Source organism: Flavobacteriales bacterium (genome assembly GCA_025210295.1).
GTDB lineage: Bacteria > Bacteroidota > Bacteroidia > Flavobacteriales_D > Parvicellaceae > S010-51.
The window spans coordinates 1-25,329 of record JAOASC010000028.1 but is presented as its reverse complement, the minus strand read 5'-3'; the positions used below and the strand labels follow the sequence as shown (position 1 = coordinate 25,329).

Here is a 25,329-nt window from a genome sequence, read left to right as displayed (position 1 = left end):
TACCAACACAAAAGTATAGTAAAATACCCTATAAATATGTATTTTTGCCCAACAAATATGTTTTCAAACTCAAAGTGTATGGATTTTTCATCTGAGATTTATAAAAACCTTTTCGAAAAAGCTCGAGAAGGAATGTTACTCACTGATAGTAAAGGTGTTATAAAACTAGTCAACGAAAGCTTTATTAATATGTTTGGTTACTCTGAAAGCAGTGAGTTAATTAACCAACCTATTGAAGTCGTAATCCCGAGAAAACATAAATCCAAACATAAAGAATACACCCAAAACTATGTCAAAAAACCAGAGGTGCGAAAACTAGGAAAAGGGAAATTACTTTATGGACAACGTAAAGACGACTCGGTATTTCCTGCTGAAGTTTCTCTTAGTTATTTCAACAATAACAACGATGAATTGATGGTTTTAGCTTTTGTGATTGACATTACAGAACGAAAAAAACAAGAAGATGAAATTATTGAACTCAATGCTCGACTAGAAGAGAAAGTTGAAGATCGAACCAAGGAATTGAAAAACAGTTATCAATTATTTAGTCAAATCGCTAGAAACTTCCCTAAAGGGACCATCAATGTTTTTGATAAAAATCTAAATTATATTTTTGTTGAGGGACAAGAGCTTTATAAATTAGGTATTCATAGTCACCAATTAGTAGGAAGTAACTATCTAACTCGATTAAAAAAGAGTATTTCAGAAAAAATAGAACCCATTTTAAAAGAGGTATTTGAGGGAGAGTCCAAAACATTCGAAATTGAGACAAACAACAGTTACTATCAAATAAATGCCGTTCCTCTTCCTGAAGAAAATAATGAAATCAACCGAATACTTGTTGTTGAAAAAAACATTACTGAAGAAAAATTAGCTGAGGAAAAAATTAAAAAAGCATTAGAGAAAGAAAAAGAGCTAAATGAGCTAAAATCACGTTTTGTTTCTATGGCTTCTCATGAATTTAGAACTCCCTTAAGTGCCATTTACTCTTCTGCAACCATTCTAGCTAAATACACACAAACAGCACAACAAGAAAAAAGAGACAAACATATCGTTAGAATTAAAACAACGGTCAACAGTTTAACCCAGATTCTCAACGATGTTCTTTCCTTATCTAAGGCTGAAGAGGGGATTACAAAAGTAGAATACAAAGCTGTAATTGTCCCTGTTTTTTGTGGAGAAGTCAGTGAAGAGGTCCAATCAATTGCTAGAAGAGGTCAAAAAATCATTTATAGTCACACTGGAGACACCAACATTGTTTGTGACCCTAACTTAATGAAAAAAATCACACTCAACCTTTTATCCAATGCCATTAAATATTCCTATGACAAAGGAGAAGTACACATCAATACATTGGCTAAAGACAAACTGCTAACGATAGAAGTGGTCGACAATGGTATAGGCATCCCTCGTCAAGAGCAGAACAAACTCTTTAATCGTTTTTTCAGAGCAGAAAATGTTGCCAATATCGAGGGGACAGGGTTAGGCTTAAATATTGTTAAAAAATATGTCGAACTTTTAAATGGAACAATTACCTTTACAAGTATTCCAGAAAAAGAAACTATTTTTACGGTTAAACTACCAATAAAATAATAAAATCAATGCAGAAAACTATTTTAGTTATTGACGACAACTTACACATGCGTGAAAACATCGCTGAGATTCTTGAATTAGCTAATTATGATGTTATCACCGCTGAAAATGGTAAGGAGGGGGTAGCTGTTGCTCAAGAAAAGATTCCAGACGTTATCATTTGTGATATTATGATGCCAGAATTAGATGGTTATGGTGTTTTGTATCTCTTAAGTAAGAATCCTGTTACGAGCGGTATCCCATTTATTTTTCTTACAGCAAAAGCTGAAATGAATGATTTAAGAAAAGGGATGAATCTTGGAGCGGATGATTACCTGACTAAGCCTTTTGAAGAGACAGATTTATTGAACGCTATTGAGACTCGAATTAAAAGAAACGAATCGTTCAAAAGCATAGAAGACAATTCACCTGAAAACATCAATACTTTTTTTAATGAAGCTAAAGGTACGGCTGCATTAGAGGAGCTCTCAGAAAGTAGAAAAACCAAACAATACAACAAAAAAGAGATGGTTTATTTAGAAGATAACTATCCACATGCCTTGTTTTACATTGTTGAGGGTAAAGTGAAAACCTACAAAACGAATGAAGATGGTAAAGAATTGATTACTGGTGTGTATAGTAAAGGAGATTTTATTGGTTATTTACCACTTTTAAAAGATTGTGAATATCAGGACTCTGCAATGGCAATGGAAAAATCGACTTTAAACGTTATCTCTAAAGCGGATTTTAACCAGCTGGTTCATACCAATCGTGATGTTTCTATGAAGTTTATAAAGATGCTTTCTGGCAACATTATGGATAAAGAAAGTGAATTATTAAAATACGCCTACAACACGGTTAGAAAAAGGGTTGCCGATTCTTTACTAAAAATTGGTGAGAAATACATCAACGAATCTCAAGATTTATTTGCTTTATCTCGAGAAGATTTGGCAAACATGGTGGGAACAGCACCTGAATCTGTTATTAGGGTTTTAAGTGAGTTTAAAGAAGATAAAATCATAGAAACCGAAGGACGAAAAATTAGAATTCTAGATCTTAATAGCCTTAGAAATATTCAATATTAAAACGCTATGAAAACAAGAATAATAGCATTCGCGGCTATTTTCATTTTAGGAATTTCGGTGGCAATGATCATTACTTACGAAGAAGAAAACAAACGTACGTTACCTGTTTTAAACCCTAATGAAATTAACCCTATACTTGTTGATTCTTCTTTACACCAAAAAGGTATTGGACATCGAATTAGTGGCTTTCAACTAACTAATCAAGACAACCTTGAAGTGAATGAATCTATTATTGAAAACAAAATTGTTGTTGCTGATTTCTTTTTCACCACTTGTCCTTCGATTTGTCCTAAGATGTCGAATCAACTAAAAAGGGTTCATGACCACTTTATTGATCATGACCAACTTATTATTTTATCACATACGGTTTGGCCTGAAGTGGATTCTGTTCCTGTCTTAAAAGACTATTCTCTACAATATGATGCTGACTCTTCAAAATGGCAATTTTTAACAGGTGATAAAGTTCATCTCTACGATCTTGCTAGAAAAAGTTACTTAGTTGCACCTAGTCTAACAGACACTAACTTTACACATGGTAGTGAAAACGACTTTGTTCATACAGAAAACATTGTATTGGTTGATACAGAAAAAAGAATACGAAAGTATTATGATGGGACGGACGCTGAAGAAATAGATGAATTGATTCTTGATATTGAAAGCTTAATCAACCAATAATAGTTGAGGATGGTATTCAACTTTGAATAAACAGTCTTAAATTCTATATTTGTAAAACATTAAAAAAAATATATAAATGGCATCTACTGCAGATATTAAAAACGGGTTATGCATTAACCATAAAGGAAAATTAGTTCAAATAATCGAATTCCAACATGTTAAGCCAGGGAAAGGACCTGCTTTTGTTAGAACAAAATTAAAGAATATCGAAACTGGAAGGGTCGTTGATCACACTTTCCCATCAGGACATAAAATTGACGTTGTAAGAATTGAAAACAGACCTTATCAATACCTTTACAAAGAGGGTGATGGTTTTCACTTTATGCATACACAAACTTACGAGCAAATTTTTATTGACAAACATTTAATTGAACAACCAGAATTCTTAAAAGAAGAAGATATTTGTACAATTATTTTTCATGCTGAAGAAGAAACTCCTTTGGTGGTAAATATTCCTTTATTTATTGAAGCTACGGTTACTTATACAGAACCTGGTATAAAAGGAGACACAGCAACCAATACTATGAAACCTGCAACGATCGACACAGGTGCTGAAATTAGAGTTCCTTTATTTATTGATACAGGTGATAAAATTAAAGTAGATACTTCTAAAGGACAGTATTCTGAAAGAGTAAAATAATTGGTTATAGACCTCTAAAATTATAAACGCTTAGTCTTACGCTAGGCGTTTTTCGATAAACATTAAACTGCATACATTATGTATACGATACATGGAATACAACATTTAGGAGCTGGGGTACCAGAACATGCTTCCGCTTGGAAATGGTATAGAAAATTTATTGGATTAGACATTCCTTTTTTCAACGATGAAGCTGCTGCTCCTCTTATGGATATTTATACCAATAATCAAACAATTACTAAACGAGCAGCTATGGTTACCAATATTCAAGGTGGCTGTGCTATGGAAGTGGTTTGTCCTACTTCTTTTAAAGCTGCTCATGCAAAAGTTGAGCACCAATTGGGAGATTTAGGGATTTACATTGGAATGGTGAAAGCTGATGATGTTACCAAAGCTTATGACTTTTACAAAAAGAATGGCGCTAATGTGATCTCTGAAATAGAAACGATGCCTAACGGGTGGAAAACATTTTATGTAAAAGACCCTCAGGACATCTTGTTTCAGGTTGTTCCAGGAGATAAATGGTTTACAACAGGTAAACATGTTACTGGTGGTATTGCTGGATGCTCTATAGGAGTCTCTAACATTGAAAAATCCATGACTTTATACGCTGATATTTTAGGCTATGACAAGATTGTTTACGACCAAACAGATACGTTTTCTGATTGGAAAAACCTCAACGGAGCCAATGGTAGCTACAGAAGAGTTTTGTTAACGCAATCTAAGCCTTCTGGAGGTGGTTTTACCAAATTAAGCGGAGATACCTATATCGAATTAGTTCAGGAAATCAGTGATCGTACCCCTGTAAAAATATATGCTGATAGAATTTGGGGTGATATTGGCTTCGTTCACTTAGGGTTTGATGTCAGAGGAATGCTCGATTTAGGAAAAAAACTAGAGAGTGCTGGCTTTGGTTTCACTTGTGACACTAAAGATGTATTAAGTATGGGGGAAAACACTAAAGTTCACTGTACTTATATTGAAGATCCTGACGGGACTTGGATAGAGTTGATCGAAGTATATAAAATTCCTATTATAGAGAAATTAGGTTTATTCTTAAATGTAGAGAAGCGACCAGCTAGTCAGCCCCTACCCAATTGGATGTTAAAAGCCTTAAAATTTTCGAGAGTCAAAGATTAAATAAAACGAATAAAAGCTCATCATTTTGATGGGCTTTTTTTATAGCTTTTCATAGGTTGAAAGCTCTCCAAGATTTATGGTAGGCTCTCCATTGATTGCGCTTCCAAAAATTCTTTTAAACTTTGCTCCCCATACCATTTCACTAGCTTTATAAGAAGTTCTTGTATTGACCATCTGGTTATAAGTCACATCAAAACCTTGAATTTGAATTAAAACTTCAGCATCGGATTTTTGATAGTCTTCCTGAGTAAAATGAGCAATTGGACTATCTGCATCTAACGGATGAACCAACGTCCAACTTGTAGCCAAAATATTTATTTTAGAGATTTCTAATGGAAGGTTAAAATATTTTCTTTGAGGCTCTTCCCCTATGGTATCAATATAAGTAAAAAATACATCGGCAGTCACATCAATAATCTGACTTTCTTTAGAATTTGCCAACCTTAGCATTAAGGCATTTCCTTCTTTAAAAGGAGCGTACAACAGATGATCACTAAAAATTAATTTTGCTTTAGGTTTTGAAAATCTCCCATACAGCAATCCTGTTGCCATAGCGAAAGCCAACAACCCAATAAATGACTCAACAGCAGCAATAATACTAATAGCATCTGTAATAGGATGTAACTGCCCAAAGCCCACTGTAGTCAATGCCTGCGTACTAAAATAAAACGCTTTCATAAAATCAGAAACAACTGCTAAGTTTTCTACGCCGCCAATCCCTTCTATTCCAACCAGTAAATAAACACCTGCAAAAACAACATTCAACAATATAAATCCTGCAAATAATGTCAATACAAATGATATCCATCCCATAGAGATTAGGAAGTGAAACATACTGAATCGCTGAATAAAGCTCAACCCTTCCTTATTGACATTAGAAGAGCCATCTTTATTAATTAACCTTGCTCCTTGAGCTCTAGGAATATGACTAAACCCAGAATCATTAACCTCTTTTGCCACTTTGCTCTTATTTTAATTTAAATACTGTTAACTCCGTTTTTCGACTTAGACGCTGCTGTTCTTCATCTTGTTCTTCTTGTGTACGAGCTTTACCATAAGAGAATGCCTTAATACGTGACTGATGAATACCATGCTCAGTAAAGTACTGTAATACTTTTGCTTTTCGTTTTAACGTCAATAACTGATTATGCTCTACAGACCCTTTTGAAGAAGCATAAGACTCAATCCTGATCAATAAATCCTGATCATTATTCAACTCAACAATTCTTTGATCCAAAATGACCTTATCATCATCAGACAAAGTAAATTCATTATTCTCGTAATAAATAATCACCGTATCTTGAATTTTAGTTTGTTCAATTTGAATTACTTCAATATTAACTACAGAATCACCAAGGTTAAAATCTTCTGATTTATCAAAAACATAAAAACCGACATTATCTCGATTTAATACTGCAACAGTTTGATGAAATCTATTCGTAATATTTAGAATCGGCTCTTCTTTCAACTTAGATTCATCTGTTATTTTAAACTTATACTGATCACTCAACGTTAAACCAACAGCCATAAAGTCACCTTCTTTAGTTGAGTTTGCTGTTTTTAGTAATTCTTTTTGATCATGGACTTCTACTAACAATTTCCCTACATCTCCTTGAATCTTTTGATAGACAAACTGCCCTGTTAATGCCACCCTTTTCTCTAAAAACAATAACTCTTCTTCTTCGTTTTCTAATACAGAATACTTTCCATTTGAACTCAGCTTTCTATAGATAAAATTCCCTTGGTCATCTCTCTTTAAATGTGCAATTAATTGGTCTTTCTTATTAAAAATTAAAATATCATAATCTTCTTCATCCGCTGCCTTTAAGGTATAATTTTTATCTGTAGGCACATTTTTAAACACAAAATTCCCGTGTTTATCTGTTCTGGACTTCATAATGATATTTCCATCATCATCTATTAACAGAACCTCTAAACCTTCTAAACTTTCAGTTTGAAGATTCTTAAATACAAACTGCCCCGCCAACTCACCTTCTTTCTTGAGTAAATCAAAATCTTCTTCATCTATCAGAGCCAATGTTCCAACTTTCCCATTCGAAAGCTTTCGATAAATAAAATTCCCTTGCTCATCTGACATAAAGCTAACCTTATTTTCTCCATTGAATAAGACCATTAAAACTTCCTCCTCTGTATTCAGCATTTTAAGTTTGTAATTCTTATTGTCTGATACATTCTTAAATAAAAACTTCCCATCTTCTCCTACCCTAACTTTTTCAATCAAATTTCCATCTTCGTCATACAATCCAATCTCTAACCCATCTGGAGATTTACCTTTTAAATTTCGATAAGCTAATTGCCCTTCAACCCCTATATTTTCTTCTATTGTTTTCTCTATCTTTTTAAATTGATAAATATCATCATTCCCTTTTCCATAATTTCTATTCGAACAAAAATATCCACTTGTTTTATTTACATTAAAAATTAAAGCGAACTCATCGGCTTCTGTATTAATTGTCTCTCCTAAATTTACCGGGGACTCCCAATTTCCATTCTTATACTCAGCTACATATAAATCTAACTCCCCTTTTCCTCCAGGCCGATTGGAAGCAAAATAAATCTTATTGCCGATTAAATAGGGAAACATTTCATTGTATTTTGTATTGATTCCTTTTACTTTTTGTGGCTTTCCCCATACCTCTCCATTTCTTTCTACCTCATATATATTACTCGCTTTTTCACCTGGCACTTTATTCCATGAAAAATAAAGTTTTTTACCATCTGGAGACCAAGCTGGTTGAGCAAAAGACTGTCTATCCACATTAAAAGGCAAACGTTCTAAAGTTTTCCATTTTCCTTCTACCTGTTTTGCAATATACAATTGAGGTGTAGCTATATCTTTACCAAAGGTTTTTGATGCTTTATGAGTTACTATAGTCACAATTGCTTCTGTTCCATCTGAATTAAAAACTAGTGGTCCTACATGATCATCTTTTAGTAATAAATTGTCAAATAATTTAACCTTTTCTAACACCATAGAATCAGCAAAAATATCTTCGAAATCAGCTTTAAAAACATTAACATGGATTGTTTTCTTCCAATTCCCTTCTCCTAGTGTTTTAAAATCATACTCTCGATCTGAAACAAACACAAATTTATCTTTGTATAATACGGGGCTAAATTCATTATACGTTGTATTCACTCCATATACGGGAGCCACTTCATAATCTGTTATTTTTTTATATCTTTTCGATTGTGAATATAACACAGAGACACAAAAGAATACGAACAATAAACTATAAATCTTCTTACTTCTCATCTTATCTTTCTTGTTCTATTTTTATAAATACCTTGGTGAAACTGATTGTTTTCTTTTGGAATATAAATCTACTCCCAAAAACACCTCATGAGAACCTGAATTATACCTTTTAATATCCCCTAAATTAAAATCATAGCTGTATCCTAACCTAAAAGAATCACTAATATTATACTCTGTTATAAATACCAAGCTTGCTTCATTTAATTCCGAAAATGACGAACGATAAGAAGCTCCAACCCACAACACTTTTTGCATCAATACACTTGTATTAATATCATAATTCAACGGCGCTGACTCTGAGAACTTAAGCATTCCTGATGGTTTTATAACTAAGTTGGGACTTAAAACAAAAGCTTTTCCAATAAACCCCATCAAATGTAAGTTTAAATCGTACGTTTCAATATTATTACTAAAACTTACCTTTCCATTGGTAAGGTGATTAGCGCTAAAACCAGCATAAAACTTATCGGTATGATAATATGTGCCAAAATCAAAGTTAGGCACTAAACTATTATAGACAACAGGATCTTTACCTAAGTTGTTGGTATAGTTCAACTCATTGTTTCTTAACTGAAATGAATACAGTCCACCACGAAGAGCAAATGAAATTTTTCCTTTTCCAAGGTTTAAATGATAGGCATAAGTTCCTAAAAAAGTAGAATTATTTGTTGGACCAATAGACTCTGCCAATAAATTTAACCCTAAAGCAAAGTTTTTTCCTTTAATCGGACTATGCACAGCCATACTTACTGTTTTGGGCGCTCCATTTATCCCCACCCATTGATTACGATACAACATTACTCCACTTACAGTATTTCTTGTACCAGCATAAGCAGGATTAATGACCAAAGGATTAAACATGTATTGACTATACAATGCATCCTGTTGAGAAAAAACATTATAAAATGCTATTACCCCAAATACAAAAACTATAATTTTATTCTTCATTACTTACCGTTTTATAGATCTAAATAAACCCAACCACTTGTTGAAAAAGACTGACTTGGAACTTCTATTGTGTAAAAATAGGTCCCCTCTGGCAAAGCATCTCCTCCATGATTATCTCCGTGCCAAACACTTGATGTATTGTTATAATTTTCAAATTCCTTAACGACATCCCCCCAACGGTTATAAATTTTGACCCTAACATCATCAATAGTGATATCATTTATATAATTGAGGTCTATTTGAAAAGTATTATTTTCAACGTTATCATCATTAGGACTAAAAGCATTAACGATTGCGTCCTCTACAAGACTATCAGAACTACAATCTGTTTGAACTAAATCCACTAAGGCTGGAGAGCTATGACATCCATAATTAACTGCACTTGTATCATTCTGTATTGCAAAAATGAAAATACTATCTTGATTAGCTTGAATAGGATCTAGTTCTATTTTATGATTCAACGATACCGCTCCACTCACTCCACTATTTGCTGGAAAAAGATAATAATGCCACATTTCTTCATTCGTAATTTCTGTATCTACTATCATTAACGAATCTCCTTTACACAAAGAATAAGCGTTTTCAACTTCTGGTTGTATTGGAGGAGTCTCATTGGAGGTTGTTATTTCTACTGGAGTAGAAAACAAACGTTTAATACAACCATTTGCATCTATAATATCAACAAAATAGTTCCCTCCACTCAATTCCACAACAGCACTATTTTGAGCTCCTGAATTATAACTTACTCCAGAAGCTGTATCAACAAAGGAATAAGGAGCTGTACCTCCATTTAGTCCAAAGAACTGTATTCTACCAGTGTTTTGGTCACAATTATCATCTATTGTGGTGTAAACACTATAAGAAATCGGAGCTGGCTCAATAATTGTAACCTCTCCTATCTCACTTTCACAACTATTGGTATCCACATAATAAACATAATAGTTATCAGGCGCCAACCCTGTAATGGAATCATTAGAATTGGAATTGGAATAAGTTGTTGAAACATCATTGGTATATAGCAAAGAAAAAATAGTATCGACCCCATTCAAATATATTGTACCAGTCATCCACGATTGATTAGGGCAAAGAATATCTTTTTTTGATAAATCTATTGTTGGAATCGTTAGAACAGTTATTAAAACAGTATCAGTATCTACACATCCATTTAAGGTTGTTCCAACCATAATATATTCTAAGACTACATCTGTACTCCCATTATTCACATAACTTCCATAATCAGTCGCACTATTACTTACCACTGTTCCATTTAATGTCCATTCGCTGATTACCCCATTTGCTCCATCATTTGGTACTGCCGAAAAACTAAATTCTTGACCAGAACAAACAACATCGCCTTCAGTAAACGAATGAATACAGCCCTCTTGCGCCCAAGAATAAAGCTGAAACAACAATGACAATAAGAGTAAAAATATACCTTTCATAAAATCACTTCAAATTTAAATAAACCCAACCACTAGTAGAAAAACTTTTTTCAGGGACCTCTATCACATAGAAATAGGTTCCCTCAGGCATTCGTTCTCCAGATTGATTACTTCCATCCCAAACATTTTGTTGGTTATCATAATTATTAACTTTAAAGATTACATCTCCCCATCTATTATAAATCGTCACAACATTAGGCAACCCTTGTTCTATATAATCTAAATCAATAATAAAGGTATTGTTTTCTTCTATACCTCCATTTGGACTAAAGGCATTGGTTGTGACAAGATTTCCTGTATTGCAGTTTATAGCTAGGTACAATGCTACAACATCTTGTATCGTACAATTATTCTGAGCTATTCTAATAATATAACTAGCCGATGAAGTCACTGAAAAAGTAGTATTATTCAATAATGAACCAGAGGCATCATACCAATCTCCTTCATTATTAAGCGTGAGTAAATTAATCGTATCTCCTTCACACAAAGTGGTATCAACAACTGCTGTATAAGATGGTGTGTTAGGACTACAAGGGTCTAAAGGATCTGAAGCAGCTGTCAGCTCATCGCCATTGCTTATTCCATCCCCATCACAATCTTCATTCAACCAAGTATTGCTAGGTGTTTCTGTTACACTACTGCTGATATAATCGCATGCGTCATTATAGTCTGTACCATCTGTTATTTCAGTACCATTCAAAACTCCATCTCCATCACAATCTTGAGTCACATCATTCACATCACAAGTTTGTACGGTGATAAAAACAGTATCATTAAGACAAATTTGAGGAGTTGGCGTCCCATTATCACAAATTTCTACAACTACTGTGTCTAGCCCTAAATAACCAGCATTTGGAGTATATGTAAATGTCCCATCTGAATTGATTACAATTGTACCATTTGTAGGGGCCTTAACTGGATTCGTATCAACAGAAAGCGTTCCTCCATCTAGATCATCGTTATCACCGTTTCCTAAAATAGTGGTATCATTTATCGGTGTATCGACAGTTGTTGTCAAATACTCATTCAAAATAACTGGAGCATCATTTACGGGGTTAACATTCAATGTAATCAATGCTGTATCTTTATCATTATTAATTGCTATCAGTTCATAATTACAAGTGGCTGTACCATTAAAATTAGGAGCGGGTAAATAAGTTACTTCCCCCAAACTGCTGTTATAGGTCCAGTTTCCAGTAACATCAGTGTAGGTGGTTTGCACTCCAGTAACTGTTAAATCTAAATCAATCTCTGGCATTCCTGCTGTATTTGTAGGAGCTGCTATCATTTGTCCATTAACACTATCATTTGAAAGAATATTGATTGTTAAACCAACGCTAGCATCTTCTAGCAATGCCATTGTTGAAATATCATCGTTTGCTATTGGCCCACAACTATTAGCTGTAAAATAAATCGTATCACGATTTTCACACCCACTATTAGCAACCATATAAACAAAAGCTGTATCATGATTAATCTGAACAGTACTACTTAAAAGTGCTGTATGTGTTGTATCTTCCCATTGCCCACCAGCAGCTATTGTCGTTAAATCAAATGAAACGCCTTGACATACAACTGTATCATTTCCTAAATTAACTGATGGAACTAAATTTACCTCATACGTAGAATCAATATGTTTAACACATCCAAGACTATCTATTTCTACGTCTAAGACATAAGTTCCAGCTGTAGTACCATAAAAATAATGTGTACTGTCATTGATTGGTGTAGAAGAGAATCCGTTAGTATTATTTACATAATTACCAAAACCTGTAATTTTAAACACTGCTGAATCTCCTATACAATACTGGCTTTCAAAGAAAGAAAAAGTTGGGGCATAATCTCCAATTGTAAAGGGAGCACTAAATTCAGAAGTTGAGATTTCTCTTTGAGAAGAATCTTGAAACCTTGTCAAGGTTGCCACAATATTTTGGTTGCTTGTTACATTAGAGGGATAAGCTAGTGTTATCGTATTCCAACCATTATGCGTAGGATAAATTGTTTCATACTTTTTAAACTCAAACCCTTCTTGTGCGTCAACGTCTGCTTTATAAAACTCTATCCCATGCATATTCGAATAGTCTTCGATAAAAACTTTTAATTTTATTTTTGTTGAAGCATCTGTATCACAATAAATCACATTTAAAAACTCAGGAGGTATCAGACTATCGTTCGCTTGGGGTTTGGTTACTTCTGTTAAGTTTGCTGTTGAATTGGCATCAAGATCAATTCCCAACCCACCATTTTTATACATTATATTTTGAGTCAATCGAATATATTTACTTTTGGGAGCTACAGCAACTCCAGCTCCTACATTTTTAGCGATGACATTGGAGTCGATATGTACTTTATAAATACTGTCCAACACCTTAATACCAACCCCATTACCAAAGGTGGCATTAGTATTAGCAGCCGCAGTATCTATACCGATATAATTCCCCTTAATTACGCATTGAATTTCAGCAGGGATATCTGATGTCATTGGAGGACTTTCTCCCCCATAAGGATCTCTAAATTCTCCTAACACCACTTCTATTCCTGCGTTGTTACAATTCACAAAAAGATTGCCTTGGCTAGAGTTAGGATTTGTTGCATCCTTTCCTATCAGTACATTTTGACTATTTACAGTTCCGAAAAAAGCAGAGTTAGCCCCTCCAACTATTCGTACTCCTGCGCCTCCAATTGCTGCTAGAGCTCTCCCCTTTGGACTCAAGCCAAAAGTATTCCCTTGAATTTTCGAATCCCCCAAAATGTTCTCTATAGCATCTCCTAATATATTTCCAAAGTAATTGTTGGTGATTTTTACTCCAGTCCCTGTTGATCCTGATCCTAGAAATGTTTGGATAGCCATTTGAATATTTGAAGTTGTTTGTAAATCATATTCAAAGCCAAAATAATTATTAGCAATGTTAGCTTCAGGAACCAGTATAGCGGTGTCCAATTGACCAAAATAATTCGATTGATTCTCATTTCCTCCTATATAAAGAGAACCATAAGCATCAAGTACCTCTACTCCTTTATGGAAGGAAACGCCAGGTGAAGTTCCATCCCCTAAAAGACCTATAAAATTATTGTGTACAGTACCCTCTATATTTAAGACAAGTTGAGTAGAATCATTTCCTGTTATTATATTTCTAGAAGCGTGAGGATAGCCTTTTAAGTATTTCCTAACCCCAACATTTACCGTTTGATCTGCATATACTCCAAAACTGTTCCCGTTAATGTTTACTCCATTTCTTTCCACTCCAATATGACAACCTTCAATTGATGTATTATTGGTAGAATTAAGTACTTCTATTCCAGTACCACGAACTCCTCCACTTGATTTGGAATCAACAAAACTTAATCCGCTTACAAAAACATTATTGGCATTGATGATAAGTCGAGAACCATTTCCCCCACCTCCGTTTAGTTGTATAGGGATATTAGCTGGTGTTACAATATTTGCATTCACTCCAGGGCCAGCTATTGCACTATTACGTTGAGAATATCCATTAATTATCAAACTGTCATTAAATATTGTAGACCAATTAGTCGTTACATTTAACGTTGTTGTCAGCAAATCTAGATCAGCGACATCTAGATCATTAAGAATCGTTGAGATTTCAAAAACGACTGTTCTTTTCGTCTGTCCGAGGTTTGAATTGACAAAAGGATTATTTAGAGCATCAAAAACATCTACAATGCTCCCCACTCCTGAATTTGAGGCATTCACTACTCGAAAAGGAGTATATTCAACCGCTCCTGCATCTACTGCATCACTTCCAAAATATTGTCCTAAATTAATTGCTGCTTTACCATACATTCTTCTCCAAGATCTTCTGGCATCTAATTGTAAATTTATTACTGGATTTGCATCAACATCAATACACGGACTCATTGGATCATTGAATAGAAAATAGATTAAACCAAATCCATCTTCTGTACTACTACCCCTTAAACCTAATGAGGCATGGTACTCTAAACCAGCATACGAACTTCCTGGATAATTTGTATAATTATTGAGAGAAGAGCTATAAAAAACGGCATTGAATTGGTAAACAGGATCATCTGAACTTCTAAAAATATTATTTCTTAAATGAACATTAGAATGATTAAAATAGACGTCAGTTCCTTGATTGGCTATATTCCCATCAAATGTGTTATTGATAATGGAAATCAGATGACTATTAACTGCTGTATTGGATGCGCAAATGGCACCTCCTTTATCGGCTTGATTATTATGGAAAGTAGAATTATAGACTTCTAAAGTTCCTTCATTCAAATAAATAGCACCTCCTACACCATTGGGCACTTTAGACTCATTACCAAAAAAAGAACAGGCGTTAATTTTAACGTTACTCCCAGAATTATTGATATTAAATGTACTTCCGTTATCATTGGAGTTATTCAATGTGTTTTCTTTAAACAAACAACGACTAACAGTCAAATTCCCGACATTGTTGCTTGCATTAATATTAAAAACTCCATTCACCCCATCTTTTAGCCCAACTCCACTTAACTCTACATCAAAGCCATTAAATGTAAAAAGGCCTTCTGCATCAAATAAATTGGACATTTCGATTGAAAAATGTTTAGGTGATGGACCTAAAATAACGACACTGTGATTCAACGGAATCGAAGATTCTAACTCTAAAACCCCTTTTACATCTATCACGATGGTATCATTTCCACTAGCAATAGCTTCTCTTAAAGAACCAGGCCCTATATCATCGGCATTAGTTACGTATTCCACTGTCACTTGCCCAAGTGACAAATGCGTCAACAACAATAAACCAAAAAATGAAAAAAACTGGAAAATTCTCATACTTATCTCAATTAACAAAAGCTTAATCTAAACAAAACCAAAGTCAAAATCACAAACGAATATAAGACATTTACAGTAAATTAAATATATAATTGTATTGTTTTTTTGGATGAACTAAACTAAGATTAAGACGTTTAATCTAAAAAAACGTTGCTTTAACAATTATTAAGCTTCAAAATCTTTAATAACTGATAAAATTTCTTTTTTCTTAGCATCAGAGAGCTCCATACTTTTTAGGTCTTCCTCTCCTATTTTTTCAAACAATTCATCCAATTGCCTACTTAACTTATTGTAATTAGAGCATGCTGAGCACATTGCCAAATGCATTTTAAGGCTAAGAATCTCTTTGAACGACAATGAAATCACTTTCGATTTCTCTATTAATAACGTAGCTTTATTACACGACATGACTTAATATCCCTTTTGTATCCAGTTTCCATCTAAACAATCTTTCAACTTTAATTTAGACCGATGGACAATCTGCCATAAATTGGTATCTGTAATCTCTAATTCCTGACAAATTTCTTTGCTTTTTTTAGGAGTTACATATTTCATTTTTATTACTGAATTCCAAAGCTGAGGTAACGCTTCAATACACTCATAAAAAACGGTAACAAATTTTGGGTTATCGAGTAGATGCTCTGAGTCTTCAAAAACAAAAGGTTTATGCTCTTTATTCCACATTCCTTTACTATTAAACGACATCGATTGATCATCTAAATCTTTATCAGAAATATTAGCTTTAGCCTTCTTTCTGTAATAATCGGCTATTTTATTTCTTAATATAGAAACCAACCACGTCTTATGAGAACTCTCTCCTCGAAAAGTATTTAACTTATTTACAGCTACTATAAAAGTTTCTTGAACCAAATCCTCTGAAACTTCTTTACTCCTCGTCTTCCCTAATGCAAATCGATATAAATCATCGCTATATTGATGCACTAAGTCTGAAACCGTAATATTTTTATTTTTTACTTCTTTCATAAAAATGAATTGACTAGACCAAGATAACAATATTTTTATAATTAAAATAGAAACTCTTGATTATGAAAAAAAAATGATCTTTTTTTATTTCGGCCATTAAACCATTCATTGAATTGTTAGTCTTACTTTTGAACTTTAATCTTTTATATGGGGAAATTAGATCATATTAGTCACAAAATTTTAGGCTTACTAAGCTCTGGAAATGCTCAAGCAGCTTTTGACCTAATTATCCAAGAATACAACCAAAAAATCTATTGGCATATACGTCGTATAATTATTTCGCACGATGATACGAATGATGTTTTGCAAAATACATTTATTAAGATTTGGAAAGGACTTCTCAACTATAAAGGTGAAGCAAAAATATACACATGGATCTACCGAATAGCAACCAATGAATCAATTACTTTTTTGAATAAGCAAAAGAAGGCCCCTTTATATGATGGAACAACTCAAGAGCCATATACCACTCAAGCAGCTATTCAAATGGATGCAACTGAAATTGAAAAACGACTAGAATTAGCATTGCTAACATTACCAGAAAAACAAAGAATTGTTTTTAACCTCAAATACTTTGAAGATATGAAATATGAAGATATTTCAGCGATTACCCAAACTTCAGTTGGAGCTTTAAAAGCAAGTTACCACTTGGCTGTAAAAAAAATAGAAAAATTTTTAACCTCCAATTAAACCTTTTGATCAACGATAAGTCATAAGAACAAATGAAAGCAACAAATAAACATACAACACCAGAAGCTCCAACTCTTTTTAGTTTGAAGAAAAAGCACAACTTGGAAGTTCCTAAAGGGTATTTTGATCAACTCCCCCAACAGTTACAACAAATTGCTGAAGATACCCATACGAAAACACCAATCATTTCTTTAAAGAACTCTTGGATTTATGCTACAGCTGTTGCAGCTTTAATCATAGCTGGTCTCTTTCTTTTTAACCCTACTAAAAAACTGTCCCCAGAGCTTTTAGCTTACAATGAATCTTTCAATAATTTAACTGCAGAAAGTTTTGAAGATTTACTCCTATTGGAACAAGATGAATTTCTTAGTAACAATATTGATTTTGATGATACTGAAGATTTGCAATTTTGGGCTAGCGAATTGCATCAACCTCTACAAGAAACTGAAATTACAGTACAAGATTTTGAAGATTATTTTGAATCAGAAATTGAAGAATATTATTAATCACCATTAAAACATTGAATTATGAAAACTCGAATTTTAATCACATTAGGACTAATTATAGGTTTATTAGGAACTAACTTTGCACAAAAAGGGGCAAAAAAAGAAGAAAAGAAAGCACAAAAAGTAGCATTTATTACCGAACGATTGGCGCTTACACCAGAAGAGTCTAAAGTTTTTTGGCCAATATATGAGCAGCGTAACGAAGAACGTAAAGCAGCTCTAAAAGCAATCAAAGGAGATCGTAAGGAAAACCCTCGAAAAAAGTTAGAAGAAATGAGTGATGCTGAAGTAAAAACATTGCTAGACAACATGATTAAAGCTAAACAAGCAGAATTAGATATTCAAAAGAAATACAATGACAAATTCCTCGCTATTCTACCACCAAAAAAAGTAGCTAAACTTTACCATGTAGAACGCGAATTCAAAAAACAAAGAAAAGAACAACGTCAAACCAATCGAGGTGGTAAACAATAATTAATTTTCATAGCATTATTGACCACAAAAAAACGGGCTGAAAATTCAGCCCGTTTTTTTTATTTTTAAGCATTATGCTCAACATTAATTAATTTACTATTAATAATCCATCTTTTCTCCAAAAGCTAAATCACCTGCGTCTCCTAAACCAGGTACAATATACGATTGAGCTGTCATCTCTTCATCAATTGCCCCAATCCAAATCGTCGTATTTTCAGGCATGTGTTGTTTTACATAGTTAATCCCTTCTAAACTACTAATTACACCTACAACATGAACATGTTTGGGTTTTCCTTTACTCAACAAAGCTTTATATGCTAACACCATAGATGCACCAGAAGCGATCATAGGATCAGTAAGAATCACAACTTTCCCATCAACACTTGGACTAGACATATACTCTATTTCAACATCAAAATCCTCATTATTAGTATGCTTTCGATATGCCGAGATAAAACAGTTATCTGCACTATCAAAGTAATTTAAAAAACCTTGATGTAAAGGCAGACCTGCTCTTAAGATTGTGGCAATGACCGGTTGTTCTTCAATAATATTCGATTTAGCAACACCTAGTGGGGAGTATATTTCAGCCTCTTTGAACTGCAACTCCTTACTCACCTCATAAGCAGTAATTTCTCCTAATCGCTCCAAATTACGTCTAAAACGCAAACGATCTTTTTGAACTTTTAAATCTCTTAATTGAGCTAAGAAATTATTATAAATAGAATTACTTTTACTGAAGTTGTGAACGGTTATCATAAACAGAAGATTTTATTTACTACAAAATAAGTTATTTTTTAATAGAAGTTGTTCAAAGTTCTCATAAAATAATAATTTTTATTCATTTTTAGATGGAGTCACAGTTCTATTTTTATTACATCGCCACTACTACAGAATAAAATTAAAAAGGAATCAAAACTTAACTTGATAAGAAGTTATGACAACTTCAAAAAATCCCTTAGTATTTTTCCCTTTTTTAAAATCCATGACAACTCATTTTTAGAATAGCGATAATACTTCCTATCTTTTGCTCCAAACTTTTTATAAAAAGCAGCTATATTTTCGATATTACTCCCTCCAAAATCGAACCTTATCCGCTCTTCCTCTATACTCTTTCGAACAACATAATCCATTAATAAAAACATTGCTCCTAAAACTTTTCCCCTTTCATTAACAGAACCTTTTAGATAGGTTACTTTATCTCCTTGATGAAGAAAAACTCCCTGAGCAATAATCGTTCCCTCTTCAAGTACCACTAAAACCTGTCCTTTTTTGTGATTAATAATATACTGCACTAACGCTTCTAGTTGTTGATAATTATTGGGAGTATAATTGACTTGTTTTCCAGTGTGTGTTTTAAAAAAGGTAATAAAATCAGAAGCCTCTTGAATAACATCGATTGTTAATCCTGACTTCTCAGCTTTATTTAATAAGCGCTTAGTATTTTTAGAGTAGCTGGCTCTTATATCAGCATACTCTCCTTCTAAATCCAACACTTGATGTTGAGCTTCTTGACGATCAAACTGCTCTAAATCGATTAAACTTGAAGTTGCAAAATCAACTTTTCTATATTCCTTTGGAATTGCACTAAACATCTCTTGAACTAAATGACTATTGAGCTCTTGTTTTGAAAAAACATTTAATTCTCGTGTAAAGAAAGGCTGATAAATAATTTGCTGTCCAAACTTAATCGTATAGGGTATCGGTAAAACCGCTTCATAATCGCCCTTTACCAAGCACCCCCAATGGTCAGCAACAGCATCCAAATACCAACTTAAACAATATATATTTACTGTGTTAGCAGCTCCAACTAATTGATCATAACGAAGAATATCAATTTCTTTACGTCTTTTAAAATGTATAGTCTTTATATTTGTCATCAATTGCCTGAGTAATGAGCAAAAATACAATTAATTACCTATTCCTTTCCATTGGAACTATAATTCTAATTTATGGTTTTATAGATTTATGGGTAAAAAACACTCGTAACGAATTTAATATCTTTACTGTTTTAATCATATTCTCAGGAATATTCATAGTTTCAAAAATTTTAAGAAAGACCAAAGAACTTCCCTCTAAAAGCTTTAAAGATAGATTAAAGGAAAAAGATTAACATCTTTTAATATAAAGCTTGAGCAAGTCCCACAATTCATACTATCTTTGTTATCAATGGAAATATTCAACTACATATACCTGTTGGGAATAATTTATATTGTTTTTTCGATTTTATGGTTTTTCATTACTAGTTTACCTAAATTTCTTTCAGGTGCTTTTCAAAACAACTCGACAAGCAATTATCTTTTTAAAAGTATTCAATACTATTGCATAGCTGCACTTACTGCTGTTCAAACGGTTGATTTCATAGAGAAAAATCCAACAATAGCACATCAAACACCTTTCTATATTGCTCTTGGAGGAATTATTATATTTCTATACCTCGCCGGTAAAACTGACAAAGCAATTATGAGTGTTCAAATACAAACCAACAAGAGCAGGATTCAACTAGGAGGAGCATTAAAATATGAACCTCATATTGTTGGTATTTCAATCATACTGTATCTTTTATCTTTTAATTTCCCTTTAATTATGCACAATAATGTGGTAGCAATACTACATGCAGGAATTTTAAACTTTTACGATACTTTTTTTATTCACTTTATCATCTCTATTGTTGGCTTTTTCTTTTTATTCTCGATGTTTTCGAGAGGCTTTACAGCTACGGGTAGGTTAATTGAATTTATTGGACACCTCATTACTGGAAAACCACTTTCTCAAAGGAAGCAAAAAAATAGAAATCCTTTTCAAAACTTCAATAACATGGGAGGGTTTAACAAAGGACAAAACCCTTTTAACTTTAATCAAAATATCTTTGAACAATTCAACCAGCAAAAGCAGGACGAAATTGACGAAGATGAATACATCGATTTTGAAGAAGTTGATGAAGAAGAGGATAATTAATTATTAAAATTTAGAATGAAAATAGTTGCACGAACATTAGCTGGATTAGAAGAAGTTTTAGCTGAAGAAATTAAACAAATTGGAGGTAAGGAAATCGAAATTTTCAATCGAGCTGTCGAATATAAAGGAGATGTTCGCCTACTCTACAAAAGTAACCTTTGGTTAAGAACGGCTATAGATGTATTGTTGCCACTTTCTAAATTTCAAGCCAATAATGAAGAAGAGCTATATGAAAAAGTGCAAAAAATAAATTGGAGCAATTACATTACTTCTGAGAAAACATTCTCCATAAATCCCATTGTACACTCTTCTATTTTCACTCATTCTCATTACGCTTCTCTTAAAGTTAAAGATGCTATTGTCGATCAATTAAGAGAAAAAAAGGGAAGAAGACCTAACATAGACACAGAAAATCCTGATGTAAAAATCATGTTGAGAATATCTGAGAATAAATGTTCTCTGTTATTAAACAGCTCTGGTGAACCTCTATTTAAGAGAGGTTATAGAACTTATGGCGGGGTCGCTCCAATCAATGAAGTTCTAGCTGCTGGAATAATTGGAATTAGTGAATGGGATACACAAACTCCTTTTATTGATCCCATGTGTGGTTCAGGAACTTTCGCTATCGAAGCCGCAATGAAAGCTAAAAACATTGCTCCGGGATATATTAGAGAAGCGTTTGGTTTTATGAACTGGTTAGATTATAGAGAAGATATTTGGGAAGGTTTAAAGTATGAAGCTCAGTTTGAAATAAAAGACCAAAAAGCCCCAATATATGCTTTCGACAAGTCTAGGCAAACAATTAGAACTGCAGAAATGAATGCCAACAGTATTGAAGCTCTTAATAACGCCATTCAATTTGAGATGAAAGACTTCTTTAAAAATGAAAAACCAACTGAAGAAGGTATCATTGTTACCAACCCTCCTTATGAAGTGCGATTAAAGACTAATAACATTGAGCAGTTCTATGAATTAATTGGAAATAATTTAAAACACAAATGGACAGGATATGATGCTTGGATTATTTCTTCTAACTTGAATGCCATAAAAAGACTAGGGCTTAAACCCAAAAAGAAAGTATCTTTATTAAACGCTCAATTAGAAAGTAAGCTTGTTCATCTACCATTATACGCTGGTAGTAAGAAAATTAAGCAAGAATAGAGTTTAAAACAAAAACTTTCATATTTTTGGTTTAAATACCAACTTTATGAAATTCCTAATATCTTCCCTATTTATAGGTTTATCGTTTTTTACCATTGCTCAAAATGTAGGTGTTAACCAAAACAACCCAACGCATTCTTTACATATCTCTCCTTTTACAACAGGAGATGATCCCTTAAGAGTAGATGGATTGCAAGCTTATTCTGTTGGCGATACTTCTTTATTGATGATTAATCATTCTACTGGAGTTGTAAAGTATATCAACACTTCCGATTTTGTTTCTATTATTAGTGGAGGTGCTGGACTAGGGACTGATGATCAAAACATTGATAGCTTAATCTTAAATGGCTATACTTTAACAACTTTTATTGAAAATGGAAATGCTGCTTCTATTGACCTATCCCCTTTATCTGACAGTATATCTTCTAACATTATCAACAATAATAATTTTGAAAACCAAGTGATTTCAATTTTGTATGATAATGCCGATACTTTGTTATACAACGCTAACTTTATCTCTAGTTTACAAGATTCTATTGATACAGATGTAGACAGTTTGGTGCTTAATAATACCACACTAACTATATATGAAAACGGTTCCAATGCCTCAGTTGATTTAAGCACATTAAGCGATAATGATGCTGACCCATCTAACGAACTTCAAACGATTACCAAATCAGGAAATACTGTTACTCTAAGTAATGGAGGCGGTTCTTTTACTGATGATGACACACAACTAACCGAAGCGCAAGTAGATGCGTATGTCAACAACAATGGTTATCTAACTTCTTTTACAGAAGTGGATGGTTCTACAACTAACGAAATTCAAACCATTTCGAAAACAGGAAGTACCGTAACTCTTAGTTTAGGTGGAGGAAGCTTTACTGATGATGACACACAATTAACCGAAGCGCAAGTAGATGCGTATGTCAACAACAATGGTTATCTAACTTCTTTTACGGAGGTGGATGGTTCTACAACTAACGAAATCCAAAATTTATCTCTAAGTGGAAACTCCTTAAGTATTAGCGGTGGAAACAATGTTAATTTAAGTACATTAGATGATCATGATTGGTATGAAGTCGGAGGAACTAATCAGCCTAACAATATCAATGACAACATCTTTACACAAGGTAATGTAGGGATCGGAATTATAGCGCCAACTGATGAACTTCATGTTATAGGTTCTGGTTCTTTTGGAGCTTCTAACCTTGTGTCTTCTATCGGTGTATTTCAATCTACAACCCCTTATAAAAATTTACAGAATACTTCACTTTGGGCAGGAGGGAGTAATTTTGGAGGATATATTGAAGGGGCTCAAAATGGTCAATTAGTTCTCGCTGTTCAAGATAATCAAGCTTCTGACGGAGTATACTTTATCAATGGAGGCGGAAACTTTAATACTAACAATACCTACGATAATGTATCCATGGTAGTGAGAGCAGACGGAAGAGTTGGAATTGGGACGACCACTCCTACTTCAAAATTAGAAATCGTCGAAAACACTGCGCAAAATGCACTAACAGTACAAAAAGACTTTACTGGTTTGTCTAATACTAATGCCGCATTTATTGGAGGAACAGATGTTGGGTTTACCACCACAGGTGTATATGTCTTACAGAAAGATAACGCTTCTTTTGTCGGGCCTAATACCAATACTTTTAATGTGGTTAACAATTCCAATTCTCAATTTGTTGTTAAGGGCGCTGGAAATGTAGGAATAGGAACCTTATCTCCTACTGATAAACTCCAAGTGAATGGACATGTAAGAGTTGGAATGATCAACCCTCCTAATACAGGAAGTTACCCTAACTATGGTAATCGTCTATACTTTTCAGGTGGTCCTGTTGGAGGAACTGGAAATAGTGATGCTACCGATGTTTTATGGATGGCACGTTATAATGAAGTATATGATCGTTCTCAATTAAGAATTAATATTGGAGACAATACCAGTGGAGATGATGCACTTCATATTGGTAAATTTATTTCTGGTCAGACTTCATTTACTACAGATTTTATTTTCAGTAATAATGGCCAAGCGTATAAGTCTGGTGGAGGAACATGGGCAGCAACTTCTGATAGAAGAACCAAAAAAGACATCACTAATTTTACAGACGGATTAAATGTCTTACAACAGATTAACCCTGTGACTTTCAAGTATAATGGTTTATACCAAACCAATGATGATGGTAAAGATTATGTTGGTATTATTGCTCAAGATGTTCAAAAAGTAGCTCCATATATGATTGGTTCATACGAAGCAAGTAAATCACCTCAATCAAAAGAAATGGAAGAAATCCTCAATTACGATGGAGGAACATACATGCTATATATTCTTGTCAACTCTGTAAAAGAGCAACAACAACAAATTGATGCACTCAAAGAAAGTAACCATGAGTTAATTAAACAACTAGAAGCATTAAAAAAGCACTAATTCTAGGTTATTAAATCCATAAGATTATGAAATATATTTTTATCTCAATAAGTTTATTGACATCTCTTAATTTCTTTGCTCAAAACAATGTAGGAATCGGAACATTAAATCCCAACCCACAAGCAGTTTTAGAAATTGAATCCAGTGATAAAGGAGTTTTAATTTCCAGGTTAACAACTACTGCTCGTAATACTTTAGGCACTGCGTTAACCAATGCCGAGAATGGGATGTTGGTTTATGATAAAGACTTAACGACTTTTTTCTATTGGGACGGGCCTAATTTACAGTGGGTTCAAGTGGGAAGTGGTACGGGAGATAACTGGGGGACACAAGTCGTACAAACTGCTGGAGCTAATATCTCTGGTGATGGTACTGTAGGAAATCCATTGACGGTAACTGATAACGACAATGATCCCAACAATGAAATTGAGTTACCAGCTACTGCTAACAATGGAGAAGTTTTAACTTGGGATGGAACCAACTGGGTTCCTCAAGCTGCGCCATCTGGTGCTGACAATTGGGGTACAGCTGTCGTT

General features: G+C 33.6%; 21 protein-coding genes. 12 read left to right on the top strand and 9 right to left on the bottom strand.

Annotation, left to right across the window (positions count from 1 at the left end; all coding sequences use genetic code 11):
- Window positions 1–78: 78 nt before the first annotated feature.
- The 5 genes from N4A35_08385 to N4A35_08365 all read left to right on the top strand — a co-directional run bounded on the left by N4A35_08385 (window position 79) and on the right by N4A35_08365 (window position 5,112).
- Window positions 79–1,593 carry a PAS domain-containing sensor histidine kinase gene (locus N4A35_08385; protein ID MCT4581418.1) on the top strand — a complete coding sequence of 505 codons (1,515 nt, stop codon included), beginning with the start codon at window positions 79–81 and terminating at the stop codon, window positions 1,591–1,593.
- A gap of 8 nt (window positions 1,594–1,601) precedes the next feature.
- Window positions 1,602–2,657 carry a response regulator gene (locus N4A35_08380; GenBank protein ID MCT4581417.1) on the top strand — a complete coding sequence of 352 codons (1,056 nt, stop codon included), beginning with the start codon at window positions 1,602–1,604 and terminating at the stop codon, window positions 2,655–2,657.
- A gap of 6 nt (window positions 2,658–2,663) precedes the next feature.
- Window positions 2,664–3,332 carry an SCO family protein gene (locus tag N4A35_08375; GenBank protein MCT4581416.1) on the top strand — a complete coding sequence of 223 codons (669 nt, stop codon included), beginning with the start codon at window positions 2,664–2,666 and terminating at the stop codon, window positions 3,330–3,332.
- Between the two features lie 76 nt (window positions 3,333–3,408).
- Complete coding sequence (gene efp, locus N4A35_08370; GenBank protein MCT4581415.1) at window positions 3,409–3,972, top strand: elongation factor P; 564 nt, start codon at window positions 3,409–3,411, stop codon at window positions 3,970–3,972.
- Window positions 3,973–4,050: 78 nt separating this feature from the next.
- Window positions 4,051–5,112 carry a VOC family protein gene (locus N4A35_08365; protein ID MCT4581414.1) on the top strand — a complete coding sequence of 354 codons (1,062 nt, stop codon included), beginning with the start codon at window positions 4,051–4,053 and terminating at the stop codon, window positions 5,110–5,112.
- A gap of 39 nt (window positions 5,113–5,151) precedes the next feature.
- On the opposite strand, the gene N4A35_08360 is transcribed toward N4A35_08365, so the two are convergent.
- The 7 genes from N4A35_08360 to N4A35_08330 form a co-directional block, all read right to left on the bottom strand.
- On the bottom strand, window positions 5,152–6,072 hold the full coding sequence (locus N4A35_08360; GenBank protein ID MCT4581413.1) for an ion channel: 921 nt from the start codon (window positions 6,070–6,072) through the stop codon (window positions 5,152–5,154).
- A gap of 7 nt (window positions 6,073–6,079) precedes the next feature.
- Window positions 6,080–8,389, bottom strand: coding sequence for an OmpA family protein (locus tag N4A35_08355; protein ID MCT4581412.1), 2,310 nt, complete (start codon window positions 8,387–8,389; stop codon window positions 6,080–6,082).
- A gap of 21 nt (window positions 8,390–8,410) precedes the next feature.
- The gene (locus N4A35_08350; GenBank protein ID MCT4581411.1) at window positions 8,411–9,337 is read right to left on the bottom strand and encodes a type IX secretion system membrane protein PorP/SprF; all 927 of its coding nucleotides are present in this window, start codon (window positions 9,335–9,337) and stop codon (window positions 8,411–8,413) included.
- A gap of 11 nt (window positions 9,338–9,348) precedes the next feature.
- The gene (locus N4A35_08345) at window positions 9,349–10,779 is read right to left on the bottom strand and encodes a gliding motility-associated C-terminal domain-containing protein (GenBank protein ID MCT4581410.1); all 1,431 of its coding nucleotides are present in this window, start codon (window positions 10,777–10,779) and stop codon (window positions 9,349–9,351) included.
- Between the two features lie 4 nt (window positions 10,780–10,783).
- On the bottom strand, window positions 10,784–15,586 hold the full coding sequence (locus N4A35_08340) for a gliding motility-associated C-terminal domain-containing protein (protein ID MCT4581409.1): 4,803 nt from the start codon (window positions 15,584–15,586) through the stop codon (window positions 10,784–10,786).
- A gap of 165 nt (window positions 15,587–15,751) precedes the next feature.
- Window positions 15,752–15,994 carry a hypothetical protein gene (locus N4A35_08335; GenBank protein ID MCT4581408.1) on the bottom strand — a complete coding sequence of 81 codons (243 nt, stop codon included), beginning with the start codon at window positions 15,992–15,994 and terminating at the stop codon, window positions 15,752–15,754.
- 3 nt (window positions 15,995–15,997) lie between these two features.
- Window positions 15,998–16,570 (bottom strand): sigma-70 family RNA polymerase sigma factor, encoded by a 573-nt coding sequence (locus tag N4A35_08330; protein MCT4581407.1) that lies wholly within the window; start codon window positions 16,568–16,570, stop codon window positions 15,998–16,000.
- A gap of 147 nt (window positions 16,571–16,717) precedes the next feature.
- On the opposite strand from N4A35_08330, the gene N4A35_08325 reads away from it, so the two are divergent.
- Genes N4A35_08325 through N4A35_08315 form a run of 3 tightly spaced genes read left to right on the top strand, consistent with a single transcriptional unit; the run spans window position 16,718 to window position 18,240 of the window.
- Window positions 16,718–17,260: an RNA polymerase sigma factor gene (locus N4A35_08325; GenBank protein ID MCT4581406.1), complete on the top strand. Its 543-nt coding sequence runs from the start codon at window positions 16,718–16,720 to the stop codon at window positions 17,258–17,260.
- A 32-nt stretch (window positions 17,261–17,292) separates the two neighbouring features.
- Entirely contained in the window at window positions 17,293–17,766 is a 474-nt protein-coding gene (locus N4A35_08320; GenBank protein ID MCT4581405.1) for a hypothetical protein, read from the top strand.
- Window positions 17,767–17,787: 21 nt separating this feature from the next.
- The gene (locus tag N4A35_08315; protein ID MCT4581404.1) at window positions 17,788–18,240 is read left to right on the top strand and encodes a hypothetical protein; all 453 of its coding nucleotides are present in this window, start codon (window positions 17,788–17,790) and stop codon (window positions 18,238–18,240) included.
- Between the two features lie 99 nt (window positions 18,241–18,339).
- On the opposite strand, the gene upp is transcribed toward N4A35_08315, so the two are convergent.
- Both upp and N4A35_08305 read right to left on the bottom strand, forming a co-directional pair.
- Entirely contained in the window at window positions 18,340–18,996 is a 657-nt protein-coding gene (upp, locus tag N4A35_08310; protein ID MCT4581403.1) for a uracil phosphoribosyltransferase, read from the bottom strand.
- 179 nt (window positions 18,997–19,175) lie between these two features.
- Window positions 19,176–20,120 (bottom strand): GNAT family N-acetyltransferase, encoded by a 945-nt coding sequence (locus N4A35_08305; protein ID MCT4581402.1) that lies wholly within the window; start codon window positions 20,118–20,120, stop codon window positions 19,176–19,178.
- Between the two features lie 289 nt (window positions 20,121–20,409).
- On the opposite strand from N4A35_08305, the gene N4A35_08300 reads away from it, so the two are divergent.
- The 4 genes from N4A35_08300 to N4A35_08285 form a co-directional block, all read left to right on the top strand.
- Complete coding sequence (locus N4A35_08300) at window positions 20,410–21,198, top strand: hypothetical protein (GenBank protein MCT4581401.1); 789 nt, start codon at window positions 20,410–20,412, stop codon at window positions 21,196–21,198.
- A 15-nt stretch (window positions 21,199–21,213) separates the two neighbouring features.
- The gene (locus N4A35_08295) at window positions 21,214–22,359 is read left to right on the top strand and encodes a THUMP domain-containing protein (GenBank protein ID MCT4581400.1); all 1,146 of its coding nucleotides are present in this window, start codon (window positions 21,214–21,216) and stop codon (window positions 22,357–22,359) included.
- Window positions 22,360–22,405: 46 nt separating this feature from the next.
- Window positions 22,406–24,793, top strand: a complete 2,388-nt coding sequence (locus N4A35_08290; GenBank protein MCT4581399.1) for a tail fiber domain-containing protein — start codon at window positions 22,406–22,408, stop codon at window positions 24,791–24,793.
- 26 nt (window positions 24,794–24,819) lie between these two features.
- A partial coding sequence (locus N4A35_08285) for a hypothetical protein (protein MCT4581398.1) occupies window positions 24,820–25,329 on the top strand: 510 nt, incomplete at its 3' end.

Excerpts from the sequence above, each read along its gene's own strand:
- N4A35_08290 (MCT4581399.1), top strand. The coding sequence starts at position 22,406 with ATGAAATTCCTAATATCTTCCCTATTTATAGGTTTATCGTTTTTTACC.
- N4A35_08355 (MCT4581412.1), bottom strand. The coding sequence starts at position 8,389 with ATGAGAAGTAAGAAGATTTATAGTTTATTGTTCGTATTCTTTTGTGTC.
- N4A35_08345 (MCT4581410.1), bottom strand. The coding sequence starts at position 10,779 with ATGAAAGGTATATTTTTACTCTTATTGTCATTGTTGTTTCAGCTTTAT.
- N4A35_08305 (MCT4581402.1), bottom strand. The coding sequence starts at position 20,120 with ATGACAAATATAAAGACTATACATTTTAAAAGACGTAAAGAAATTGAT.
- N4A35_08340 (MCT4581409.1), bottom strand. The coding sequence starts at position 15,586 with ATGAGAATTTTCCAGTTTTTTTCATTTTTTGGTTTATTGTTGTTGACG.
- N4A35_08375 (MCT4581416.1), top strand. The coding sequence starts at position 2,664 with ATGAAAACAAGAATAATAGCATTCGCGGCTATTTTCATTTTAGGAATT.
- N4A35_08330 (MCT4581407.1), bottom strand. The coding sequence starts at position 16,570 with ATGAAAGAAGTAAAAAATAAAAATATTACGGTTTCAGACTTAGTGCAT.
- N4A35_08365 (MCT4581414.1), top strand. The coding sequence starts at position 4,051 with ATGTATACGATACATGGAATACAACATTTAGGAGCTGGGGTACCAGAA.
- N4A35_08385 (MCT4581418.1), top strand. The coding sequence starts at position 79 with ATGGATTTTTCATCTGAGATTTATAAAAACCTTTTCGAAAAAGCTCGA.
- N4A35_08350 (MCT4581411.1), bottom strand. The coding sequence starts at position 9,337 with ATGAAGAATAAAATTATAGTTTTTGTATTTGGGGTAATAGCATTTTAT.
- N4A35_08335 (MCT4581408.1), bottom strand. The coding sequence starts at position 15,994 with ATGTCGTGTAATAAAGCTACGTTATTAATAGAGAAATCGAAAGTGATT.
- N4A35_08315 (MCT4581404.1), top strand. The coding sequence starts at position 17,788 with ATGAAAACTCGAATTTTAATCACATTAGGACTAATTATAGGTTTATTA.
- N4A35_08325 (MCT4581406.1), top strand. The coding sequence starts at position 16,718 with ATGGGGAAATTAGATCATATTAGTCACAAAATTTTAGGCTTACTAAGC.
- N4A35_08320 (MCT4581405.1), top strand. The coding sequence starts at position 17,293 with ATGAAAGCAACAAATAAACATACAACACCAGAAGCTCCAACTCTTTTT.
- N4A35_08300 (MCT4581401.1), top strand. The coding sequence starts at position 20,410 with ATGGAAATATTCAACTACATATACCTGTTGGGAATAATTTATATTGTT.
- N4A35_08295 (MCT4581400.1), top strand. The coding sequence starts at position 21,214 with ATGAAAATAGTTGCACGAACATTAGCTGGATTAGAAGAAGTTTTAGCT.
- N4A35_08380 (MCT4581417.1), top strand. The coding sequence starts at position 1,602 with ATGCAGAAAACTATTTTAGTTATTGACGACAACTTACACATGCGTGAA.
- efp (MCT4581415.1), top strand. The coding sequence starts at position 3,409 with ATGGCATCTACTGCAGATATTAAAAACGGGTTATGCATTAACCATAAA.